This window comes from Acidobacteriaceae bacterium, from assembly GCA_028283655.1.
Taxonomy (GTDB): domain Bacteria; phylum Acidobacteriota; class Terriglobia; order Terriglobales; family Acidobacteriaceae; genus Granulicella.
On the sequence record JAPWKE010000003.1, the window covers coordinates 3,238,920 to 3,257,789 of the forward strand.

16 protein-coding genes and 1 pseudogene are annotated in these 18,870 nt (G+C 60.7%); 11 read left to right on the forward strand and 6 right to left on the reverse strand.

What is annotated here, in order from left to right:
- Positions 1–100 precede the first annotated feature (100 nt).
- Both PW792_16180 and pheS read left to right on the forward strand, forming a co-directional pair.
- Positions 101–1,606 carry a UbiA family prenyltransferase gene (locus tag PW792_16180; GenBank protein ID MDE1163463.1) on the forward strand — a complete coding sequence of 502 codons (1,506 nt, stop codon included), beginning with the start codon at positions 101–103 and terminating at the stop codon, positions 1,604–1,606.
- 206 nt (positions 1,607–1,812) lie between these two features.
- On the forward strand, positions 1,813–2,916 hold the full coding sequence (pheS, locus tag PW792_16185) for a phenylalanine--tRNA ligase subunit alpha (GenBank protein ID MDE1163464.1): 1,104 nt from the start codon (positions 1,813–1,815) through the stop codon (positions 2,914–2,916).
- Between the two features lie 60 nt (positions 2,917–2,976).
- On the opposite strand, the gene PW792_16190 is transcribed toward pheS, so the two are convergent.
- Complete coding sequence (locus tag PW792_16190) at positions 2,977–3,666, reverse strand: outer membrane beta-barrel protein (protein MDE1163465.1); 690 nt, start codon at positions 3,664–3,666, stop codon at positions 2,977–2,979.
- 287 nt (positions 3,667–3,953) lie between these two features.
- Here PW792_16190 and PW792_16195 point away from each other — a divergent pair, with 287 nt between their 5' ends.
- Complete coding sequence (locus PW792_16195) at positions 3,954–5,045, forward strand: hypothetical protein (GenBank protein ID MDE1163466.1); 1,092 nt, start codon at positions 3,954–3,956, stop codon at positions 5,043–5,045.
- A gap of 72 nt (positions 5,046–5,117) precedes the next feature.
- Here the strand turns inward: PW792_16195 and PW792_16200 are convergent, their stop codons facing one another.
- Positions 5,118–5,702: a YceI family protein gene (locus PW792_16200; GenBank protein ID MDE1163467.1), complete on the reverse strand. Its 585-nt coding sequence runs from the start codon at positions 5,700–5,702 to the stop codon at positions 5,118–5,120.
- A 164-nt stretch (positions 5,703–5,866) separates the two neighbouring features.
- Here PW792_16200 and pheT point away from each other — a divergent pair, with 164 nt between their 5' ends.
- The 3 genes from pheT to PW792_16215 all read left to right on the forward strand — a co-directional run bounded on the left by pheT (position 5,867) and on the right by PW792_16215 (position 10,202).
- On the forward strand, positions 5,867–7,954 hold the full coding sequence (gene pheT, locus PW792_16205) for a phenylalanine--tRNA ligase subunit beta (GenBank protein ID MDE1163468.1): 2,088 nt from the start codon (positions 5,867–5,869) through the stop codon (positions 7,952–7,954).
- A 25-nt stretch (positions 7,955–7,979) separates the two neighbouring features.
- Positions 7,980–9,401, forward strand: coding sequence for an NAD(P)/FAD-dependent oxidoreductase (locus PW792_16210; protein MDE1163469.1), 1,422 nt, complete (start codon positions 7,980–7,982; stop codon positions 9,399–9,401).
- A gap of 72 nt (positions 9,402–9,473) precedes the next feature.
- Complete coding sequence (locus PW792_16215) at positions 9,474–10,202, forward strand: hypothetical protein (GenBank protein MDE1163470.1); 729 nt, start codon at positions 9,474–9,476, stop codon at positions 10,200–10,202.
- Between the two features lie 63 nt (positions 10,203–10,265).
- Here PW792_16215 and PW792_16220 read toward each other — a convergent pair whose 3' ends face one another.
- Positions 10,266–11,417 carry a GGDEF domain-containing protein gene (locus tag PW792_16220; GenBank protein MDE1163471.1) on the reverse strand — a complete coding sequence of 384 codons (1,152 nt, stop codon included), beginning with the start codon at positions 11,415–11,417 and terminating at the stop codon, positions 10,266–10,268.
- A gap of 565 nt (positions 11,418–11,982) precedes the next feature.
- Between PW792_16220 and PW792_16225 the strand changes: the two genes are divergently transcribed.
- Both PW792_16225 and PW792_16230 read left to right on the forward strand, forming a co-directional pair.
- Positions 11,983–12,828, forward strand: coding sequence for an AraC family transcriptional regulator (locus PW792_16225; protein MDE1163472.1), 846 nt, complete (start codon positions 11,983–11,985; stop codon positions 12,826–12,828).
- A gap of 142 nt (positions 12,829–12,970) precedes the next feature.
- Positions 12,971–13,669: an alpha/beta hydrolase gene (locus PW792_16230; GenBank protein ID MDE1163473.1), complete on the forward strand. Its 699-nt coding sequence runs from the start codon at positions 12,971–12,973 to the stop codon at positions 13,667–13,669.
- Between the two features lie 98 nt (positions 13,670–13,767).
- Here PW792_16230 and infC (PW792_16235) read toward each other — a convergent pair whose 3' ends face one another.
- Together infC (PW792_16235) and infC (PW792_16240) are read right to left on the reverse strand one after the other, a co-directional pair.
- On the reverse strand, positions 13,768–14,070 hold the full coding sequence (gene infC / locus PW792_16235) for a translation initiation factor IF-3 (GenBank protein MDE1163474.1): 303 nt from the start codon (positions 14,068–14,070) through the stop codon (positions 13,768–13,770).
- A gap of 70 nt (positions 14,071–14,140) precedes the next feature.
- Positions 14,141–14,338, reverse strand: a pseudogene (infC, locus tag PW792_16240) (translation initiation factor IF-3).
- A gap of 244 nt (positions 14,339–14,582) precedes the next feature.
- On the opposite strand from infC (PW792_16240), the gene PW792_16245 reads away from it, so the two are divergent.
- From PW792_16245 to PW792_16255, 3 genes are all read left to right on the forward strand, one after another.
- Entirely contained in the window at positions 14,583–16,661 is a 2,079-nt protein-coding gene (locus PW792_16245) for a M13 family metallopeptidase (protein ID MDE1163475.1), read from the forward strand.
- Positions 16,662–16,803: 142 nt separating this feature from the next.
- Positions 16,804–17,403, forward strand: coding sequence for a response regulator (locus PW792_16250; protein MDE1163476.1), 600 nt, complete (start codon positions 16,804–16,806; stop codon positions 17,401–17,403).
- A 127-nt stretch (positions 17,404–17,530) separates the two neighbouring features.
- On the forward strand, positions 17,531–17,983 hold the full coding sequence (locus tag PW792_16255) for a VOC family protein (protein MDE1163477.1): 453 nt from the start codon (positions 17,531–17,533) through the stop codon (positions 17,981–17,983).
- A gap of 78 nt (positions 17,984–18,061) precedes the next feature.
- On the opposite strand, the gene PW792_16260 is transcribed toward PW792_16255, so the two are convergent.
- On the reverse strand, positions 18,062–18,853 hold the full coding sequence (locus PW792_16260; GenBank protein ID MDE1163478.1) for a DUF3050 domain-containing protein: 792 nt from the start codon (positions 18,851–18,853) through the stop codon (positions 18,062–18,064).
- Between the last annotated feature and the right edge of the window lie 17 nt (positions 18,854–18,870).

Below are 18,870 nucleotides of genomic sequence, written 5' to 3' on the forward strand. Positions count from 1 at the left end.
AAGACGATCTTACTGACGGTATAGTGACGAGAGATAAAAGCAGAGAGTTTCGAAGCGAGCCGGTATCCAATCCGGCACTCTCACCTCTATAGGAGCCATTTTGCCGGAAGTACCGCCATTGCCACAAGATAGCCTCCGCCCTGGCGTCGCGCTCTGCGTGGACCTGGACGGTACATTGACAAAATCCGACACACTGCACGACTCCCTGCTGGCTCTGGTGCGCCGTCACCCCGGCAAAATCATGCAGGTTCCTGGCTGGATCGCCCAGGGCAAGGCCAGTTTTAAGCGCAACGTCACGCGCTCGGTCGAGCTCGACGTTGAACATTTGCCGTACAACCGGCCGCTGCTGGAGTGGCTGCGACAGGAGCATGGCCGCGGACGCGCCATCTACCTCGCCACCGCAGCAGACAAGAGCCTCGCCGACCGGGTCGCCGAATATGTGGGCATCTTTGCCGGTACCCTGGCCTCGGACGGCGAAGTCAACCTGGCCGGAAGCAATAAACTCGCGGCTTTTGAGAAGCAGTTCGGCAAAGATGGATTCTGCTACATCGGCAACGCAAAGCCCGACATCAAGCTGCTGAACGCCTGCCAGTCCCCGATGGTCGCCAACCCGCACGGTGCCCTGACCGCAGGACTGCGCAAGGCAGGGACCGTTCCTGCCGCCAGCTTCGAAGACCGCACGCCGTTGGTGAAAAGCTGGTTAAAAGCTGTCCGCCTGCACCAATGGGCCAAGAATGTACTGATCTTTGTGCCGATGCTGCTCGGCCACCAGATCAATCTCGCCACCTTTGCTGGTGCGCTAACAGCGTTCTTCAGCTTCGGCCTCTGCGCTTCCGCGACGTACATCATCAACGATCTGCTGGACATCGAAACCGACCGTCGGCACCCTCGCAAGCGCCGTCGCCCGTTCGCAGCCGGCGATCTGTCGATGTTTGCAGGCTTCGCCAACGTCGCCGTCCTCTTTACGCTGGCCATTCTGCTGGCCATTGCCCTGCCCCGGATCGTCGATGCCATGCCCGGGCCCTACATACTGACGGAACCCTATGCGTTCCTTGGCTGGCTGGGACTTTACACGGTCACGACGCTGACATACTCCTTCTATCTGAAGAAAAAACTGCTGCTGGACGTCTTCGTCCTCAGCGGCCTGTACACCGTGCGCATCCTCGCCGGATCAGCCGCGACGGGTGTGCCTATTTCGCCCTGGCTGGCGGGTTTCAGCGTGTTTTTCTTCCTCTCGCTGGCGTTCGTCAAACGCTTCGCCGAGCTGGAAAGCCTGCGCGAACGCGGAAGCTCTGTGACGAACGGCCGCGGATACTTCGTCTCCGATCTGGAACAGTTGCGCGCGCTCGGCACGGGAGCGGCGTACGCCTCGGTCGTCGTGATGGCGGTATATATCTCGAACCCAGAGACCGCGTTGCTCTATCACCACACGGTTCGCCTGTGGCTGGTAGTGCCGGTGCTTCTGCTCTGGCTTAGCCAGGTGTGGATGCTCGCCAGCCGTGGCGAAATGCACGACGACCCCGTCGTCTGGGCCTGCACCGACAAGCGCAGCCTGCTGCTCGGCGTTCTCATGGCCGCGGTAGTGATCTGGGCCATGTGGCCTTAGGAGCCAGGGTTTAGGGCCCAGGATTCAAGGCCCAAAAAACTTTGCCGTTGTGGAGATCAATGTTCTTGCCTTCTCGACGCGAGGCCCTGAACCCTGGATCCTCTCTCACCCCGCCAGCATCACCGCCTCGCTCCAGACGACCGCACCCCGTAAGATAGAAGCACTGTTCTGGCGCAGCTTGCAGCGCGCCCTCGTAAGGATCGACGTTGGATATTCAGCAACTCACAGATTTTTCTCCCGCAGCCATTGAGCAGGCGTTCGCCGCCGTGCTCGCAGACGCGCAGGCCTCCATCACCGCACCCGGTTTTGACGCAGAGGCCTTTCGTCTTGAATGGCTTGGCCGCAAGCAGGGCCGCCTGAAGCAGCTCTCCGACGTCTGGCTGAAGACCGCGCCCGTCGAAGCGAAGAAGCTTATCGGCCAGCGCTTCAACGCGCTCAAGGACGAAATTGAAGCCGCCATCAGCGGTGCCGGTGCGAGCGCATCCGCCAAGTCGACCGCGCGTGCGCTGGACTTCACCCTGCCCGGAACCACGCAGCCGGTTGGCGCGGAGCATCCGCTGGTAAAGACGATGGCTGAAGTCGTCGAAGTCTTCCGCCGCATGGGATACTCGCCGCGCCTTGGCCCCGAGGTCGAAAGCGACTTCTACAACTTCGAGTCGCTGAACTTCCCCCCGAACCACCCCGCGCGCGACACGCAGGACACGCTCGTGATCGCCGACCAGGATGGAAAACCGTTGCGCGACCGCCTGCTGATGCGCACGCACACCTCGCCGGTACAGATCCGCTCCATGCTGATGGACGACCCACCCCTGCGCCTCGTCATCCCCGGCAAGGTGCACCGCAACGACGAGTCCGATGCGACGCACTCGCCAGTCTTCCACCAGGTCGAAGGCCTGTGCGTGGATACCAACATCACGTTCAGCGACCTGAAGGGCACGCTCGACCACGCGATGAAGTCTCTCTTTGGCTCCAGCGTGAAAACGCGCTTCTTCCCGTCGTTCTTTCCGTTCACGGAGCCGAGCGCCGACGTGCAGATCTCCTGCATCTTCTGCGGCGGCAAGGGCTGCCGCAAGTGCAAGCACTCCGGCTGGATCGAACTGCTGGGCTGCGGCATGGTCGACCCGAACGTCTTCGAAGCCGTGAACAAACGACGCATCGAACTGGGCAAGGACCCCGTCTACGACACGTCGAAGATCTCCGGCTTTGCCTTCGGCATGGGCGTCGACCGCATCACGATGATGAAGTACGGCATCAGCGATATCGGCCTGCTTTACTCGGGCGATACACGCTTCCTCGAACAGTTCGCCTAGAACGAAATAAAACGTCGAAAGGGCCAGCAAATGCTGGCCCTTTCGACGTTTTGCTAAAGCTTAGAAATGGTAGTTGACGCCTGCGGTGACGGTGCTGAAGTTTACCGTCTGCGTAGAGCTCACACCATTTGTGGCGGTGAAGAGCACTTCCGGCACAGCAATGTTGCCAACATGGTTGTAGCCGTATTCGGTCACGAACGAGACGTGGTGAGCGAGAGCGTACTCCAGGCCCGCGCCGGCAACGTAGCCGTTGTGAACCTTGCTCTGGCTGTAAACGCCGGTCCCGCTGGAGATCGCGCCGGTGACCTTGAACTCAGTGTCGGCAACAAGCAGACCGCCATGAACGTACGGCAGAGCGCGGTGGTAGCGGCGTCCGACGCGGCCACGAACGGTAGTCATCTGCTTAATCTTGCTCTGCAGACCATCGAGAAGGCCGGTGTTCGAGGACTCGTTGAACTTGAAATGAGCGTTCGACCATGACCAGTCGGCGAGAGCGCCGACAACGAGGCCGTGTAGGTTGAAATCAACGCCGCCGTGAACACCGACGCGACCACCCGAGAAAGCTGAATCCAGGTTGAGATAGCTGGTGCCATCGGTTTCGTTCAGGTTGTAGTTGCCTGCGGCTGCACCTGCAATGACGCCAACGTGGGTGTCGATCAGGTGGTGCTTTTCAGTCTGTGCGCTGGAGGTCACGGTGGCCACGGCAAGAAGTGCAAGGAAAGTGAAGCTCAGCTTGATGATTTGACGCATGTTTTCTGTAATTGCCTTTCGATTGGACAAACCTCTACCGACCGATAACGACAAACGTTTCCACTCACTGCCAGCAAAGCGGGCAGCTCGGTCAGATGATCGAAGGACTTTTTCCTGAGGAGTCGGACGAACGGGGTGAGGATGTCGTCAGTAAGGGTAGCAGTGTCGCATGTCGATATGTCGCGAAATCACGCGGAATCACCTAAGTGCTAACTAGCAGAAAGCGCAGAAGTGGATACGTTTCCGTGGTAGGCTCTAGCCTTATCACCCACCTCAGGAGCTTTCCCATGCTGCGCACGTCTACCGTGCTCCGCGGCCTATTGGCTGCACCATTTCTTATTGCCTCTCTAGTTGGTTGCGGAGGCAGTTCTTCCAGCGTCGCCACACCCAATCCCATCCCTGTCCCGACGCCTACTGGAGTCAGCACGCTATACGCGATTGTGCGTCCGACGACGCAGACGCCGTTCCAGGTGCAGACGTTTCCCGCCACTTCGAGTGGCGCGGTGACGGCTTCGTCCACGCTGACGCTGCCGACGGGACTGCAGCCTGAAGTTTTGGCGCTCGACAGCAACGGCGCGCTCTATGTGGCTGGCATGACCGGTGCGGCGAATGGCCTGCAGGTGATGGTGTACGCGGCCGGTGCGACCGGTACGGCGACGCCGACGCGCACCATCACGATGACCTCGGCGACCTACGACGGCATCCAGTCGATGGCCTTTGATTCAAGCAATAATCTGTGGCTCGTGCGCGGGCTGAACAATTTGTATGTGATTCAGGAGTTTTCCCCGACCGCTGACGGTGCAGCCACGCCGATGAAGTCAATTAGCGGTGCGAACACGCTGTTGAACAGCAGCCTCTACACCTCGGTGAATGGAATCACGTTTGACTCCGACAACAATCTCTACGTGCTGACCAACGACGGCGTGGTCGGGTATGCGATCTCGTCGAACATGGTGGGGCGGCTGCTGGTGTTCCCGGCAAACAGTGATGGCAACGTGACGCCGACGCGCTCGTTCACGACCCGAGGCGTGGCGCTGAGCTCGCTAGTGCTGGATAGCTCACGCGATGTCTACATCGCTGAGAATCCCGGTGCACTGAGCACGACGCCGACGTTTATTTCGGAGTACGGCCCGACCACGAGCGGCGTGGCGACCGCGCTGAAGACCATCACCTTCCCGACGCTGCGGCCCGGTGCGATGAACACCATGCACATCGACAACGCGACCAACCGGCTCTTTGCGGCGATGCAGACACAGAACACCGGAGGAACGAACTACCTGATCGACTTCCCGACCTCGGCAACCGGCGACACCACGCCGGCCAGCGTGACGGTGACGAGCGGGTTCTACCTGGGTGGGTACGGGTTCGACATTCGCTAACAACGCAAGCAAAAACACAGAGGCCGCCGGAGTGATCCGGCGGCCTCTATGCTCGTTGCGAACGATCCTTGGTTACTTCTTGCCGATCTCGAGATCGAGGGTGATCTTCACTTCATCGCCCAGCATGGGAGGAGCAAACTTGGGACCGAAGTTAAAGTCTGCGCGCTTGATCACGGTGCTTGCCGAGAAGCCGCTGACCAGGCCGCCCTTCATGCCCTTCTGCGGGGGAACCGGGCCGTCGACGTCGAGCTTCACCAGCTTGGTCACACCAGCCAGCGTCAGGTTGCCCCATACGACCAGCTTGCCACCTTCGTGCACAACCTTGGTGGACTGGAAGTGGATCGTCGGGTTCTTTGCGACGTCGAAGAAGTCAGGCGACTTGAGGTGCTTATCGCGTGCTTCCATCGTGGTGTCGACGGTGTTGGCATCCAGGTCGGCAACGACCGAATCCTTTGACGCGTCCTTTTCGTCCCAGACAATCTCGCCCTTGATGCCGCTGATCGAGCCGCGCACGTTCGAGATGCCCATGTGGCGGATCTCGAAGTTGGACTGCGAGTGTGCCGGATCAATCGTCCACGTGCTCGTCTGTGCGAACGCACCCATAGCGGGCGCCAGAACGAGCGCAGCCGCTGCTGCCAGAATCATGTTCTTCTTCATCGAAATCTCCTCGTGGGAAACGTGCCGGTCGCACCTTGCCGCGCCCTGGCTTTCCAGTTTCACCACTCTACCGGAACAAGATGAGCAGGAAAAGTATATTGATGCAAATATTTTCGATATCCATCTTTTCTTCAACGTTTGAGACAATAGACCACTGAACCGCAATGAACCTGATAACTCCCTGGATCCGCTCGTTTCTGCCTGCCCTTCCGGTCTCTGACCGCCAGCTTGCCGAGGACCTCACACTCCGCGGCATCGCCGTCGAAGGCGAGTTCCCCTTTGCCGACGGCAACGGTACGCGCTTCGAGATGGACATCACGACCAATCGCGTCGACGCCATGAACCACTACGGCGTAGCGCGCGAAGCTGCCGCTATCTATAACGTGGCGCTGACGCCGCTGACCGCCTCGCTGGCGGCTCCCGTAAAGGAGACGCGCGAGGGTGCAGGCTATCCCGTTCGTATCGAGGCCGAAGACCTCTGCGGACGCTTTACGACGCGCATCCTTCGCGGCGTTACGGTGAAGCCCGCCACAGGCATGATCGCCGGATACTTTGCCGCGCTCGGCCAGAAACCGATCTCCGGTCCAGTGGATGTCACGAACTTTGGCTGGCTCGCAATGGGGCAGCCGACGCACGTCTTTGACCTCGACAAGGTTGAAGGCGCGATCGTCGTTCGCCGTGCAATGGCGGGCGAGAAGCTGCGCCTGCTCGATGGCACCGAGAAGACGCTCGTCGCAGACGACCTCGTCGTCGCCGATGAAAAGAAGGCCCTTGGTCTGGCAGGCGTGATGGGCGGGTGGGAGTCGCGCGTGACGGAGGAGACGAAGAACATTCTCGTTGAAGCCGCATGGTTTGATCCCGCTTCGATCCGCGCCAGCTCGCGCCGCCACGGCCTGCACACCGATGCCTCACACCGCTTCGAACGAGGCGCTGACTTCAACGCGGCACCTGTTGCCAACGCCCTGATTACGCGCCTCGTGCTCGAACAGGCGGGCGGCGAAGTAGAAGGCCCGCTGGTGGACGTGATCGTCCCCGCGCTGGCGGCGAAGACCGCCGAGCGCAAGCCGATTCAGCTTCGCGTCAGCGAAGTGCAGCGGCACCTGGGCACGACGCTCGATGGCTCTGAACTTTCCGCAGAACTCATCACGCAGTACCTCTCCGCACTGGGCTGCGAGCTGACGCCGAACGGCGCGCCGGGAGATTTTCTCGCGAGGCTGCCGAGTTGGCGTCTCGACCTGGAACGCGAGATCGATCTGATCGAAGAAGTGGCCCGCGTCTACGGCTACAACCGCTTCGCCGATACGTTGCCGACATTCTCGGGCGAGGTCATCGACCTGCCGCACGCCGAGCAGGAGCGCGTGATCCGCACGACACTGCGCGCGCTTGGCTTCAGCGAAACCATCTCCAGCACCTTTGTCTCAGCCGAAGCGGCAGCGATCTTCGCTGCGACGCCCGCTGTGCCGATGGGCAACCCCCTGAGCGAAGAAGCGGGCGTGCTGCGTCCTGCGCTTGCGGCCAACATGGCCTCCGCGCTGGCGCTGAACCTGAACCGCGACGTCGACACCGTGCGTCTCTTTGAGCTGGGCACAGCGTTCACCGGTTCCACCGCCGAGGTCACCGAGCGCCAGTCGCTCGCACTCGGTCTAACCGGCAACGCTCTCGCGACTGCGCTCTACACCGCTGCGGACGCACTCTTCTATGAGGCCAAGGGCGCGCTGGAGGCTGTACTCGCGAAGTTCAACGGTGCGGTCAGCTTCTCGGCAGACAATCTGCCGACGTGGATCGAAGCAGGCCGTGGCGCAAACGTTTTGATCGATGGCAAGCTTGCCGGCAGCTTCGGCGAACTCAGCTCCACGGAGTTGCAACGCCGCAAGCTGAAGCAGACGTGCGTGCTCGCCGAACTCGACGCGCAGACGCTGCTCGAAACGACGCTGCGCCAGCCTGTGATTCGCGAGCTTTCGCGCTTCCAGTCCGTGGCGCGCGACTTCTCGTTCCTCTTCCCGGACAGCGTGCAGTGGAGCGCGATCGACACCGCCATTCGCGGCCTCGCGATCCCCGTTCTCACCTCCGTTTCTGCAGTCGAGATCTTCCGCGACCCGAAGGGCAGGGCCGTGGCCGCTGGCAGCTACTCGCTGCTGGTGCGCACGACGTTGCAGTCGCCCGAACGTACGTTGACCGACGAAGAGATCACCAGCTCCACCGAACGCATCACTGCGGCCCTGACCAGCCTCGGCGGCTCACAACGCGCTTAGCGGCACCACGCTTCACCTGACGCTTATGGCACTGCGCACAGCGAACATTATCGGTTCCGGCCCCAACGGCCTCGCAGCGGCGATCACCCTCGCCCAGCGAGGCGTCGCCGTCACCGTATACGAACGCAACGCCATGCTCGGCGGCGCGTGTTCGACCGCCGAAGTCACGCTACCGGGCTTCAAACACGACCTCGGCTCGTCGGTATATCCGCTCGGAGTCTGCTCACCGTTCTTCGCGGCGCTGCCGCTGGCCGACTACGGTCTGGAGTGGATCGAGCCAACGTCGCCACTGGCGCATCCGTTCGACGACGGCACCGCGCTAACGCTTGAGTACTCCATCGACGAGACCGTGCGACACATGCCGGGTCGCGATGTGAAGGCGTGGCGCAACCTTGTTTCGCCGTCGCTGCGGCACTGGACCGAGATCGTCGAAGGCGTGATGAACCCGCTGCTGGGCATTCCGCACCATCCGTTTGAGATGGCCCGCTTCGGGATCGACGCAATGCTGCCGGCACGCAAGCTGGCGGAAACCCGCTTCCACGACCCGCACATGCGTGCGCTCTTCGCCGGATGCGCCGCGCACTCCGTGCTTCCGCTCTCGCACATCGCCAGCTCTGCCACGGGACTCATCCTCGCCTCAGCGGCCCACGCCACCGGCTGGCCGATCATTCGCGGCGGTGCAGGCGGACTGACGCAGGCGCTCGCCAGCTACCTCCGTTCGCTCGGTGGCGAGATCGTGCTGGAGCACGAGATCCGCTCGCTCAGCGACGTTCCCACGGCGGATGCCACGCTCTTCGACGTGATTCCGGAAGCACTCATCAAGATCGCCGGAGAAGAGCTGACGCCAGCCTTCCGCGACTCGCTCGAGCGCTTCCAGCGCGGCCCCGGCATCTTCAAACTCGACTGGGCCCTTAGCGAGCCGATTCCCTGGACCGCGAAGAACTGCCTGCGCGCCGCGACGATCCATCTGGGCGGCTCGCTCGAAGAGATCGCACAGTCGGAGTACACGGCGTTCAACGGCGGCGAGACCGACAAGCCCTTCGTTCTGCTGGTGCAGCCGAGCCTCTTCGACGACTCGCGCGCCCCCGCAGGCAAGCACACGGCGTGGGCCTACTGCCACGTCCCCACCGGCTCACGCGCCGACCGCACCGAACTGATCGAGCGTCAGGTCGAGCGTTTTGCCCCAGGCTTTCGCGATGTGATTCTGGCGCGCCGAGCGAGCTCCGCTGCCGAGCTTGCAGCATGGAACCCGAACCTCGCGTGCGGCGACATCTCCGGCGGCGCGATGACGCTCAACCAACTTCTCTTCCGCCCCACAAAGAAGCTCTACCGCACCAGCAATCCGCGGTTGTATCTGTGCAGCTCCTCGACGCCTCCGGGCGGCGGTGTACACGGCATGTGCGGCCATAACGCTGCGCTGGCAGCACTGCGCGACCACGGCGCGTAGAAGCGCAGGAAACGCTCCCTGACAGCTTGCATCTGAACTGTGATACCCGCGTTCCCAACGCCGGAGGTCACTTTGCGCAGCAGTCTCGATTTCAGCTCATTTCACGCGCTCCTCACCACGCTGGTAAGCCTGGCGGTCATCACACTGCTCGGCGTCGGCATCCGGCTGCTGACGCAGGTCACCATTCAACAGCGGCGCGAGCGTATGAACCGCCAGATCAACGAGCGCCTGCGCGCCCTGATGGCGGCGTACAAGACGTTGGGCGGGTCTTTCACCGGGGATTTGACGGTGGACCCTGCCCACCTCCGCGATCTTCGCCGGAGCACCGAGACACCGGCTGTCGCACCGCCGTTGAATCTAAGCGAGAGCGTCGTTCAAGGCTCGGACCGCGCACGGAGGATTCGGGATGCCGTGGAAGGTGCGTTGTCGGACATCATTCTGCTCGGCACCGAAGACCAGGTGCGACTGGCGGCGAACGCCGCGCACGAACTCGCCACAGGCAAGCTCGTGCATACGCAGGATCTGGTCGTCTCGCTGCGCATCTTCATCCGCGAAGCACTCGACCTTGACCCCATCCCACGCGATGTAGAAATTCCTGTCCAGGGTCCGGCACGACCGAGCGCCTCGGGCGGCAAAGAAAAAGGCGACAAAGCCGAAGGCCGTCAGGGGAGCGGAGGAGGTGGTGGTGGCATGGGTGGCGGTATGGGCGCAGGCGGAGGCTTCAACTTCGGATCAGGGTCACACCAGGACGAAAGCGAGGACGAGCAGGATGGGGCAGGCGCCTCGCCTCATCACGGCTAGTTCGTCTCTGAGGCCATCTGTCCCGCACGAAGCGAAACAACCACGCACTCCAGCGGCAAGCCCTCAGACGAAGACAACGCTGTTACGACCCCGCTTCGCCTCGTAAAGAGCTTCGTCGGCGCAGTTCAACGCCAGTTGCAACGTGCTTCTATCGGTGGAGATGAGACAACCGCCTGCACTCACGGTCGTGCGCACCGGAAGCCCGTTCGCTTCGATAGCCGCCGTCTGAAAAGAGACCCTCACCTCTTCCGCCAGCAGCAAAGCATCCTCCCGCGAGTAGTCCGGTAGAAGGAGACAAAACTCCTCCCCGCCGTGCCTGCCGATCAGGTCTTCGGGGCGCAGGAACTGGCGCGCCGTCATGATGAATGCCTGCAGGAGTCTGTCACCTGCCTCGTGGCCATGCGTGTCGTTGACTGTCTTGAAGTGATCGAGGTCGTAAAGCAGGAGCCACACCTGCTTGCGCACCTGCAGGCAACGCTCGATTTCGAGGTCGGCGCGCTCTCGAAACCCTCTGCGATTCAGGACTCCGGTGAGAGCGTCGCGCTGCGCCTGATGCAGCAGACTGTTCGCATAACGCTCGTTGAGCATCAGCAGGATCGACAGGCTCCAGATAAGGAAGATCGTCAGGAAGACGATGCTGGACAGCGCGTCGATCCACGGTGCATCCTGCCCGTGCGAGAGCAACCGGAAGAGGTTGGAGATGCGTAGAACCGAGACGATCGGTACAGAGAGAAACATCGACATGGCGAGCCTGCGCATGAAGAGGTTTTCCTGCTGCTGGCCGCGCCAGCATTCGACAAAGCTGCAGAGGCAGTAGACCGAACTGACCAGCGAGTAAGCGTAAATGTGCCACAGGACGAGGTTGACGCTAGGAAGGGGCACGCAGAATAAAAGGGCAACTCCAATCGGGCCTGCCCATACCGCCCACCAGCGGATGGGGCGTGCATCAAATGATCGCAGTCCTGCCCAGGTAAGGCTGAAGAAGGCAATCAAAAGCCCATTGGCTATTGCCGTAATGACGCTTCGTCCCTGCTGCGCATACAAGCCGAACAAGAGGCTTCCGCAGCCACAACTGAGATTGGCACAGCCCCAGATCAGGAAGACGCGCTCAAAGAGCTGCTGTCTCCAGTTGAAAAGAAACAGGCAGCCGAAGACGCACGAGCACAACACCACCACGATCAGAATGGTGGGCGTATCAAGAAGGATGCTCGGCATAGACATTCGTTTGATTGCCCAAGTAAGAATTTGTAATTCAACCTCAGCCACGAACAGCACAAGCTTGAAGAAGACCTCTTTGCGAAAGGTCCTATAACTTCGGTGGAAGTAACTTCCTGCACGAACTCAACGATGGATTCGCCAATCAGATCGCAAACGTAGCCCGGCCTTGCGACAGACCGCCTGCACTCTTGCTCTTTTCCCGGCAAGCGTCTCGACAACTTCTGAAGCAGCTCTGGCCGCAGTGCTGAAAAATGGAGTGCCGTCGTCATAGTACCAATCAGCTGTTGTAGCGTTACGTCTAATCCTGAATCGCACGCAGACGAGCCTGCGTCTCAGGAGGCTCTCCCGAAGCATAGAAACCCGATGAACCGCGACCGTGGCCCACGACTCCCGGCAAAACCAGCAAGGGCTTGAAGACAACACCCAGCTCAAAAGCAGAGAGGCAGTACGAGTTTTTGCAACCTTCGCAGGTTTGTTCGAAAATCGTCGGAAGCAGCTACGGTTTACTCAGGGGGCGGGAAACGTGGAAGGCTCAATCACCGTTCGGCAGGGCACCCAGATTATGCCGATCGTTCCAAAGGTGATGCGAAAGCATCCTGGCCTCGCTGCGCGAGGGCTGCATGTGGAGCACCATGTGGTGGAACCGACCGAGTTTCCCGAGCGTGAACTCCTGCAACACAACATCTTTCTCTACACCGGACCGGCAGCGCAGGCAGAGATAAAGAGCCCGGAGTTCACAGGGACCCAATGGATGCGTCCCGGGTCGCTGTGGATCATGCCCAGGGGAAGTCGACACGGTGTCCGCTTCATGAAGAGCGTAGAAGGTGTCGCACTGGCGTTCGAGCCCAGCTACTTCGATCACTTAGTGCAATCCTCAGAGGGGAAACATTCTCAGACAATCCTGCACTCCCTCGCCGCCTGCCCACCAAAGATCGATCACCTGATGCGAGCGCTGATGTATGAGAGCAACGATGCGAGCACAGAGGAAGGCATCGGCCTGGAGTGCATTGCCACGGCAATCGCTCTGGCAATATGCCAGCACACCAGGTCTCTGCCATCCACGATGAAGGCCGGGCCGCGACTTGCGCCAAGGCAAATCCGCGCAGTGCAAAGCTACGTCGAAGACAATCTGAACCGACACATCACACTGGCGGATCTCTCGAACATTGCCGAGCTAAGCGCCTTTCATTTCCTGCGCAGCTTCAAAGGCAGCCTGGGGATAACACCTGCAAAGTATGTGCTCGACTGCAGAGTGGAACGAGCGAGGTCCTTACTTCGCAGCAGCCATCTCACCATCTCGGAGATTGCAATCAGAGTGGGGTTTGAAGACCTGAGCCACTTTTCTCGCGCCTTCCGTCGTGTGGTCGGTGTGCCTCCCTCAACCTTCCGAAACGAGCTCCAGCAATAAGCAAGAACCGGCAAGTCACAGCAATCTCTGGTAACAGTAATCTCCGGCTTTCCCTTCACAATCAGCACTAACGGCCAGCAGAGGTCTCTTCCAGAGATCACTGCTGGATCGTGATCGATCTAATGCTGCTGGAGGAATACTTATGCCACAAACCACTCTTTCCAAGAACATCGTCCTGGTTCACGGCGCCTTTGCCGATGGATCAAGCTGGTCCAAGGTAATCCCTCTGCTACTGGCCAAGGGATACAAGGTGACCGCCGTCTCCAACCCACTCACCTCTTTCCAGGAAGATGTTGCAGCTACGAAGCGCGCGATCGCGGCACAGGACGGCCCGGTCATCCTGGTCGGGCACTCGTACGGCGGCGTCATCATCACAGAAGCAGGCAACGATCCTAAGGTTGTGGGGTTGGTCTACGTCGCAGCTTTCGCTCCCGACGCCGGGCAGTCCATTGTGGACATCAGCAAGCCCTTCCCGCCGCCTCCGGGGCCGCAGACAGCTGTTCCAGTAGGCGATGGTTTTCTGCTCTTGTCTCCTGAGGGCATCGAAACGGACTTCGCCCAGGATCTGAGCAAGGAGGAAAAAGCTCTTCTCACCGCAGGCCAACCGCAGACATCAGGCGCGATCTTCGTTGCACAGCCGACGCAGGCAGCATGGCGCAGCAAGCCATCGTGGTACATCGTCGCGAGCCACGATCGTATGATCGCTCCCGAACATGAGGCAAGCATGGCGCAGCAACTCAACGCAGCGACGACGACACTTCCGTCAAGCCACGTTGCGATGCTTTCTTATCCTGCAGAGGTAGCGAAGGTCATCGAAGACGCCGCAACAGGCACGAGATAGCCGCTTCGATAGAAACTACCTCTCCACGGAGAGGTCTTCAGGCAAAACAAAAGGCCAGCCCCTGAAAGGGGCTGGCCTTCGATGCTGAGCAATGCTTGTTAGCTCTGGACCGGCTCGGCCACAGCAGCAGGTGCCTCTAGCGCAGCGGCTGCCGGAGCCTCGGGCTTGGGAGCCTCAGGGCGCGGCGGTTTGGGTGCCGCAGGAACGATCTTCTTGCTGGGCGCGAGGATGGCGTGCAGCGTTGTGCCTTCCATGCGCGGCATGAACTCGACCACACCGGCTTCGCCGATGTCCTGGATCAGGCGGTTGATGATCTTGTAGCCCAGGTCGCGGTGCGCCATCTGGCGGCCCTTGAAGCGAAGGCTGGCCTTCACCTTGTCGCCATCGCCGAGGAAGCGCACAGCCTGGATTCTTCTTTGTCTGGTAGTCGTGTTCGTCCACAGTTACGGAGAACTTCACTTCCTTGATGACGATGACCTTCTGGGTCTTGCGCGCCGCGCGTTCGGACTTGTCCTTTTCGTACAGGAACTTGCCGTAATCCTGAATCTTGCACACGGGCGGCACAGCGTTGGGCGAAATCTCGACCAGGTCGAGCGAGCGCTCACGGGCGATCTTCAGCGCCTCAAAGGGCACCATCACGCCGAGCTGTTCGCCATTTTCGTCAATCACGCGGACTTCGCGCGCGCGAATGCGTTCGTTGGTGCGGATAAAGGATTTCTGCGAGCGTTTATCGAGAGGTGGAATAGTCTGTGTCTCCAGCGCGCCGGGTTGCGGCGCTGCTTCTTTCAGTTCTTATGATGCGCCTACCAGCCAAAACGGCGCAACGACGCACTCGCGAGTATACCAGTCCAAGGTGAAAGGGCGCATATAGACTGTCTGCACCCGATATTTCCGGCCAGGAGCCCTTCCTCCTATGAACCGCGTCGCCTTTGCGCTGCTCGCGCCCGCCATCCTGTGTACTACGGCCGCTTTTGCCCAATCTGCGCCCGCACCCATCAAGCTTCAGCACATTGACGTCACCAACGTCGATAAGAGCGTAAGCCCCTGCGATAACTTCTTCCAGTACGCCTGCAGCAACATCATCAAGGCAAACCCCATCCCGGCTGACCAGATGATGTGGGGCACGTTCAACAAGCTGGCCATGTGGAACCAGCAGATGATGCACGAGATTCTCGAAGCAAACATGGCCCCAAGCTCCTCACGCACGCCCAACCAGCAGAAAATAGGTGACTTCTACGCAAGCTGCGTACAGCAGGCAGACTCCGGTAAGGATGACCGTGCGGCTATCGACGCCCTGGTGGCGCGCATTAACAGCATGAAGAGCAAGCGCGACCTGCCCGCCGTGCTCGCCGCCGTGCAGACGGCTTATGGCCAGGTCTGGAGCGCGAACGACAACGAAACCTCCATCGCTCTCTTCGGTTTTGGCCCCACTCCAGACGCAAACAACGCACGCATGGTCGTCGCCGGGCTCGATCAGGGCGGCTTGGTGCTGCCCAGCCGCGACTACTACCTGAAGGACGATGCGAAAAGCGTCGCCATCCGCAAAGACTACGAAACCTATCTCGTAAAAATGCTGACGATGGACGGCATGAGCGCCGAAGCCGCCAACTCGGCCGCCGCGACGGCTCTCAAGTTCGAAACAGCCCTCGCCAAGGCGCAGATGGACAACGTGACGCGTCGCGATCCGAACAAGACGAACAACCGGTTCACCCCGGCACAGCTCAAAACGCTGACGCCGAACTTCAACTGGACCGCCTACTTTGGTGCCCTTGGCGCCCCCAGCGCGCCGTTGTATGAAGTCTCCTCCCCGGAGTTCTTCCGCACGGTAAACGGCATGATCGCCAGCGAGAGCCTGGATACCTGGAAGATCTATCTGCGCGCACAGCTTTTGAACACGGCCAGCTCGTCGCTCGGCAACCAGTGGCGCGAGGTCAGCTTTGAGCTGACGAAGGCCATCACCGGCGCCAAACAGCAGCCGCCCACCTGGCGCCGCTGCAGCATCAACACGGACAAGGCTCTCGGCGAAGCGCTCGGCCAGGTCTACGTCGCCAAGGCGTTCCCGCCGGAGAGCAAGACCCGCGTGCAGAAGATGGTGAAGAACATCGAGGCGGCGATGGGCCGCGACATCGACGAAGCCACCTGGATGCAGCCGGAGACGAAGCGTCAGGCGCATCTGAAGCTCGCCGCGATCCTCGACAAGATCGGCTACCCGGACAAGTGGATCGACTACAGCTCGCTGACGATAACGCGCGACAGCTACGCCGTGAATGTTTCGGACTCCACGAAGTTCGAGTTCAAGCGCCAGCTTGGCTTCATCAACAAGCCGCTGGACCGGATGCAGTGGAGCATGACGCCGCCGACCGTAAACGCCTACGAAGATCCGCAGACGAATACGATCAACTTCCCTGCCGGCATTCTGCAGCCGCCCATGTTCGACCCGACTGCGGATGACGTGCTGAACTACGGCGCGGAAGGCGCAGTGATCGGCCACGAACTGACCCACAACTTCGACGATCAGGGCCGCAAGTTCGACCTGAACGGCGACCTGAAGGACTGGTGGACGCCCGCCGACGCGAAGGCCTACGACGAGCGCGGCGAGTGCATCGCCAAGGAGTACAGCGGGCCTGCTCCCGGAGTGGAAGGCGTGCAGCAGAACGGCAAGCTGACCCAGGGCGAAAACACCGCCGACAACGGTGGCCTGAACCTTTCGCTGAGCGCGCTGACCTTCGACCTGAAGCAGCAGGGCAAGACACTCGAGGACAAGGACTCCAACGGCCTGACCAACCTGCAACGCTTCTTCCTGGCCTTTGCTAATGACTGGTGCGGCACCGAGCGACCCGAGATTGCGCGTCTGATCGTCATGACGAACCCGCATTCGCTGGCCGAACTGCGCGTGAACAACACGGTCGGCAACATGCCGGAGTTTGCCAAGGCATTCGGCTGCAAGGCCAGCCAGCCGATGGTCCACAAACCCGCCTGCCACGTCTGGTAACAGACCAAACAAGACACAACGCAACGAGGCAACGGGCAGAGCAGACAGCTCTGCCCGTTGTCTTTGCGAAGACATCCGCCACGCTGCCTACTTGCACAGGCGGCGAGCAACACGGAAAATGGATTGTTAGGAGAAATCCATAGTGGCAAAGCGTAAAGTTCTGCTCGTCGATGACGAGGTTACCGTCCTTCTGACGATGAAGGCCGTGCTCGAGATCTCGGGCTTTGATGTCGATACCGCCGCCTCTGCGCGCGAAGGCAAGTCGAAGATCCGCACCGGCGTCTATCAGATGGTCATCACCGACATGCGTATGGAGTCCGACGCGGCCGGTAAGGAAGTGATTCTGGCGGCACGCATGGCGTCCTACCACCCTGCAGTCGCCCTGCTGACAGCGTACCCGATCGCCGATGAAGACTGGCAGGACATGGGCGCCGACCACATGCTCGTAAAGCCGACGCATGTGAAGGAGCTGCTGCGCCAGTTGGAACAGCTGCTTGAAAAGCACTCGGCGAAGCTGGCAAAGATTTCGTCCTCGGCGGCTGCTCCGGCGAAGCCCACGAAGAAGTCTGCGGCCAAGCGCCTGGCGAGCAAGAAGCTGCCTTCGCGCAAGACCGTTGCCGCGAAGCCGCTTGCAGCAAAGACTGCTGCGAAGAAGGCCGCTGCGCCCAAGACAGCGAAGAAGGCCGTCAAGAAAGCTGTGAAGACTGTAGCCAAAAAGGCTGCCAAGAAGAAGTCGAAGTAACAGCCAACCTGCTTCAAACCGCTCGCCGCGCCTGTGCGCTGCGGGCGGTTTCCTTTGTACTCGCGAACGACGCGCCTGTGTTCGCAAACACAAAGTCAACGCGCCAACGGTGATACTCTTTCCAACGATGAATGCTTCTCTCGCCGCCCCGCTGCGGCTCCATCACACAGGCGTCGCCGTCAAGGACATTGCCGCGGCCGCCGCGAACTACGTCTCACGCTTTGGCTACACGATCGTTTCGCCGGTGATCCATGATCCGGCGCAGACCGCGCATGTGCAGTTTCTGCAACTGCCCGGCGAGCACGCGCTCCTCGAACTGGTGGCACCCGACGGCGCGACCGGCAAGCTGGTCGCCGCGACGAAGTCCGGTGGCGCGCTGCACCACCTCTGCTTCATCACGGGCCCGCTGGAAGCTGAGATTGAACGCCTGCAGGCCACAGGCATGTTGCTGCTCTCAGACCCAACACCCGCCGTCGCCTTCGCGGGTCGCCGCATCTGCTGGCTGATGGGCAACGACCGCGTCCCCATCGAACTGCTGGAACGCCGCAGCGACGACGACAGGTGCGAGCCCGGAGTCTGAGGCAGGGCCCAGGGTTTAGGGTTTAGGGTTTAGGGTTTAGCCGACAGAGTTGTGGCACTAACCACTAACCACTAACCACTAACTCCGATTCGCCTCCACCGCTGCCTGAATACCATCCCACAGCGCCAGACGCGCACGGATGGCTTCTTCCGCAGCTGTTGTAGCCTCCTGCCAGAGTGCAGGATCGTTGCCGCAGAGGTCAGCAACCATGCGCAGCGAAAGCGGCCCATGGTCTTCGCCGTCGACTTCAATATGCCGCTCAAGGTACCAGATGAAGGTGCTCAGAGAGCCGGCAAGCTCCTTGTTCAACTCGCGGATGAAACCGCGGAATAGGTCGGGGATCACGTCCTCGCGGCCAAAGGTAAACGCTGCCGCCTGTGCCGCCAGCGAACCCTCGCGGATGACGCGGAAAGTCTCTTCGACAAATGCCTTGGCGGGTTCAGGCGCGCTCTGTAAAACCGCCTGCCAGTATCCACGACTCTCCGCAGCGTCGATCACAGACTGCATCCGTGCCGCGTCGGCCCCGGCAGCCTGCATGGCGAGCAGGTAAATTTCAAAGTGGCTGAGCGGCTGCCCGTTGTACTCATCGCTCTCTTCACCGAGCACGATCTCGTTCACGAAACGGCGGCTGGCCGGAAACCGTGACGGAACCCACGGAACATCGACCGAGGTCAGGCCACGCTGCAACGCCTTCAGCAGGCTCATAAAGTCCCACACGGCGAAGACGTGCGACTCCATGAAGACGCGCACATCGGCAATCGACTGAATCGACGCGTAAAGCGGATGGCTGGCAAGCTGCTCTCGCAGCGGAGCCAGACGCTCTTCAATTGCAGCAATAGAACAAAGTTCAGCAGGAAACGAAGCAGACATGCAAAGGGTCCTCAATT

Bases quoted from the DNA above. Each gene is read 5' to 3' on its own strand.
- PW792_16190 (MDE1163465.1), bottom strand. From the start codon at position 3,666: ATGCGTCAAATCATCAAGCTGAGCTTCACTTTCCTTGCACTTCTTGCC.
- PW792_16195 (MDE1163466.1), top strand. From the start codon at position 3,954: ATGCTGCGCACGTCTACCGTGCTCCGCGGCCTATTGGCTGCACCATTT.
- PW792_16200 (MDE1163467.1), bottom strand. From the start codon at position 5,702: ATGAAGAAGAACATGATTCTGGCAGCAGCGGCTGCGCTCGTTCTGGCG.
- pheT (MDE1163468.1), top strand. From the start codon at position 5,867: ATGAACCTGATAACTCCCTGGATCCGCTCGTTTCTGCCTGCCCTTCCG.
- PW792_16210 (MDE1163469.1), top strand. From the start codon at position 7,980: ATGGCACTGCGCACAGCGAACATTATCGGTTCCGGCCCCAACGGCCTC.
- PW792_16220 (MDE1163471.1), bottom strand. From the start codon at position 11,417: ATGCCGAGCATCCTTCTTGATACGCCCACCATTCTGATCGTGGTGGTG.
- PW792_16225 (MDE1163472.1), top strand. From the start codon at position 11,983: ATGCCGATCGTTCCAAAGGTGATGCGAAAGCATCCTGGCCTCGCTGCG.
- PW792_16230 (MDE1163473.1), top strand. From the start codon at position 12,971: ATGCCACAAACCACTCTTTCCAAGAACATCGTCCTGGTTCACGGCGCC.
- PW792_16245 (MDE1163475.1), top strand. From the start codon at position 14,583: ATGAACCGCGTCGCCTTTGCGCTGCTCGCGCCCGCCATCCTGTGTACT.
- PW792_16255 (MDE1163477.1), top strand. From the start codon at position 17,531: ATGAATGCTTCTCTCGCCGCCCCGCTGCGGCTCCATCACACAGGCGTC.
- PW792_16260 (MDE1163478.1), bottom strand. From the start codon at position 18,853: ATGTCTGCTTCGTTTCCTGCTGAACTTTGTTCTATTGCTGCAATTGAA.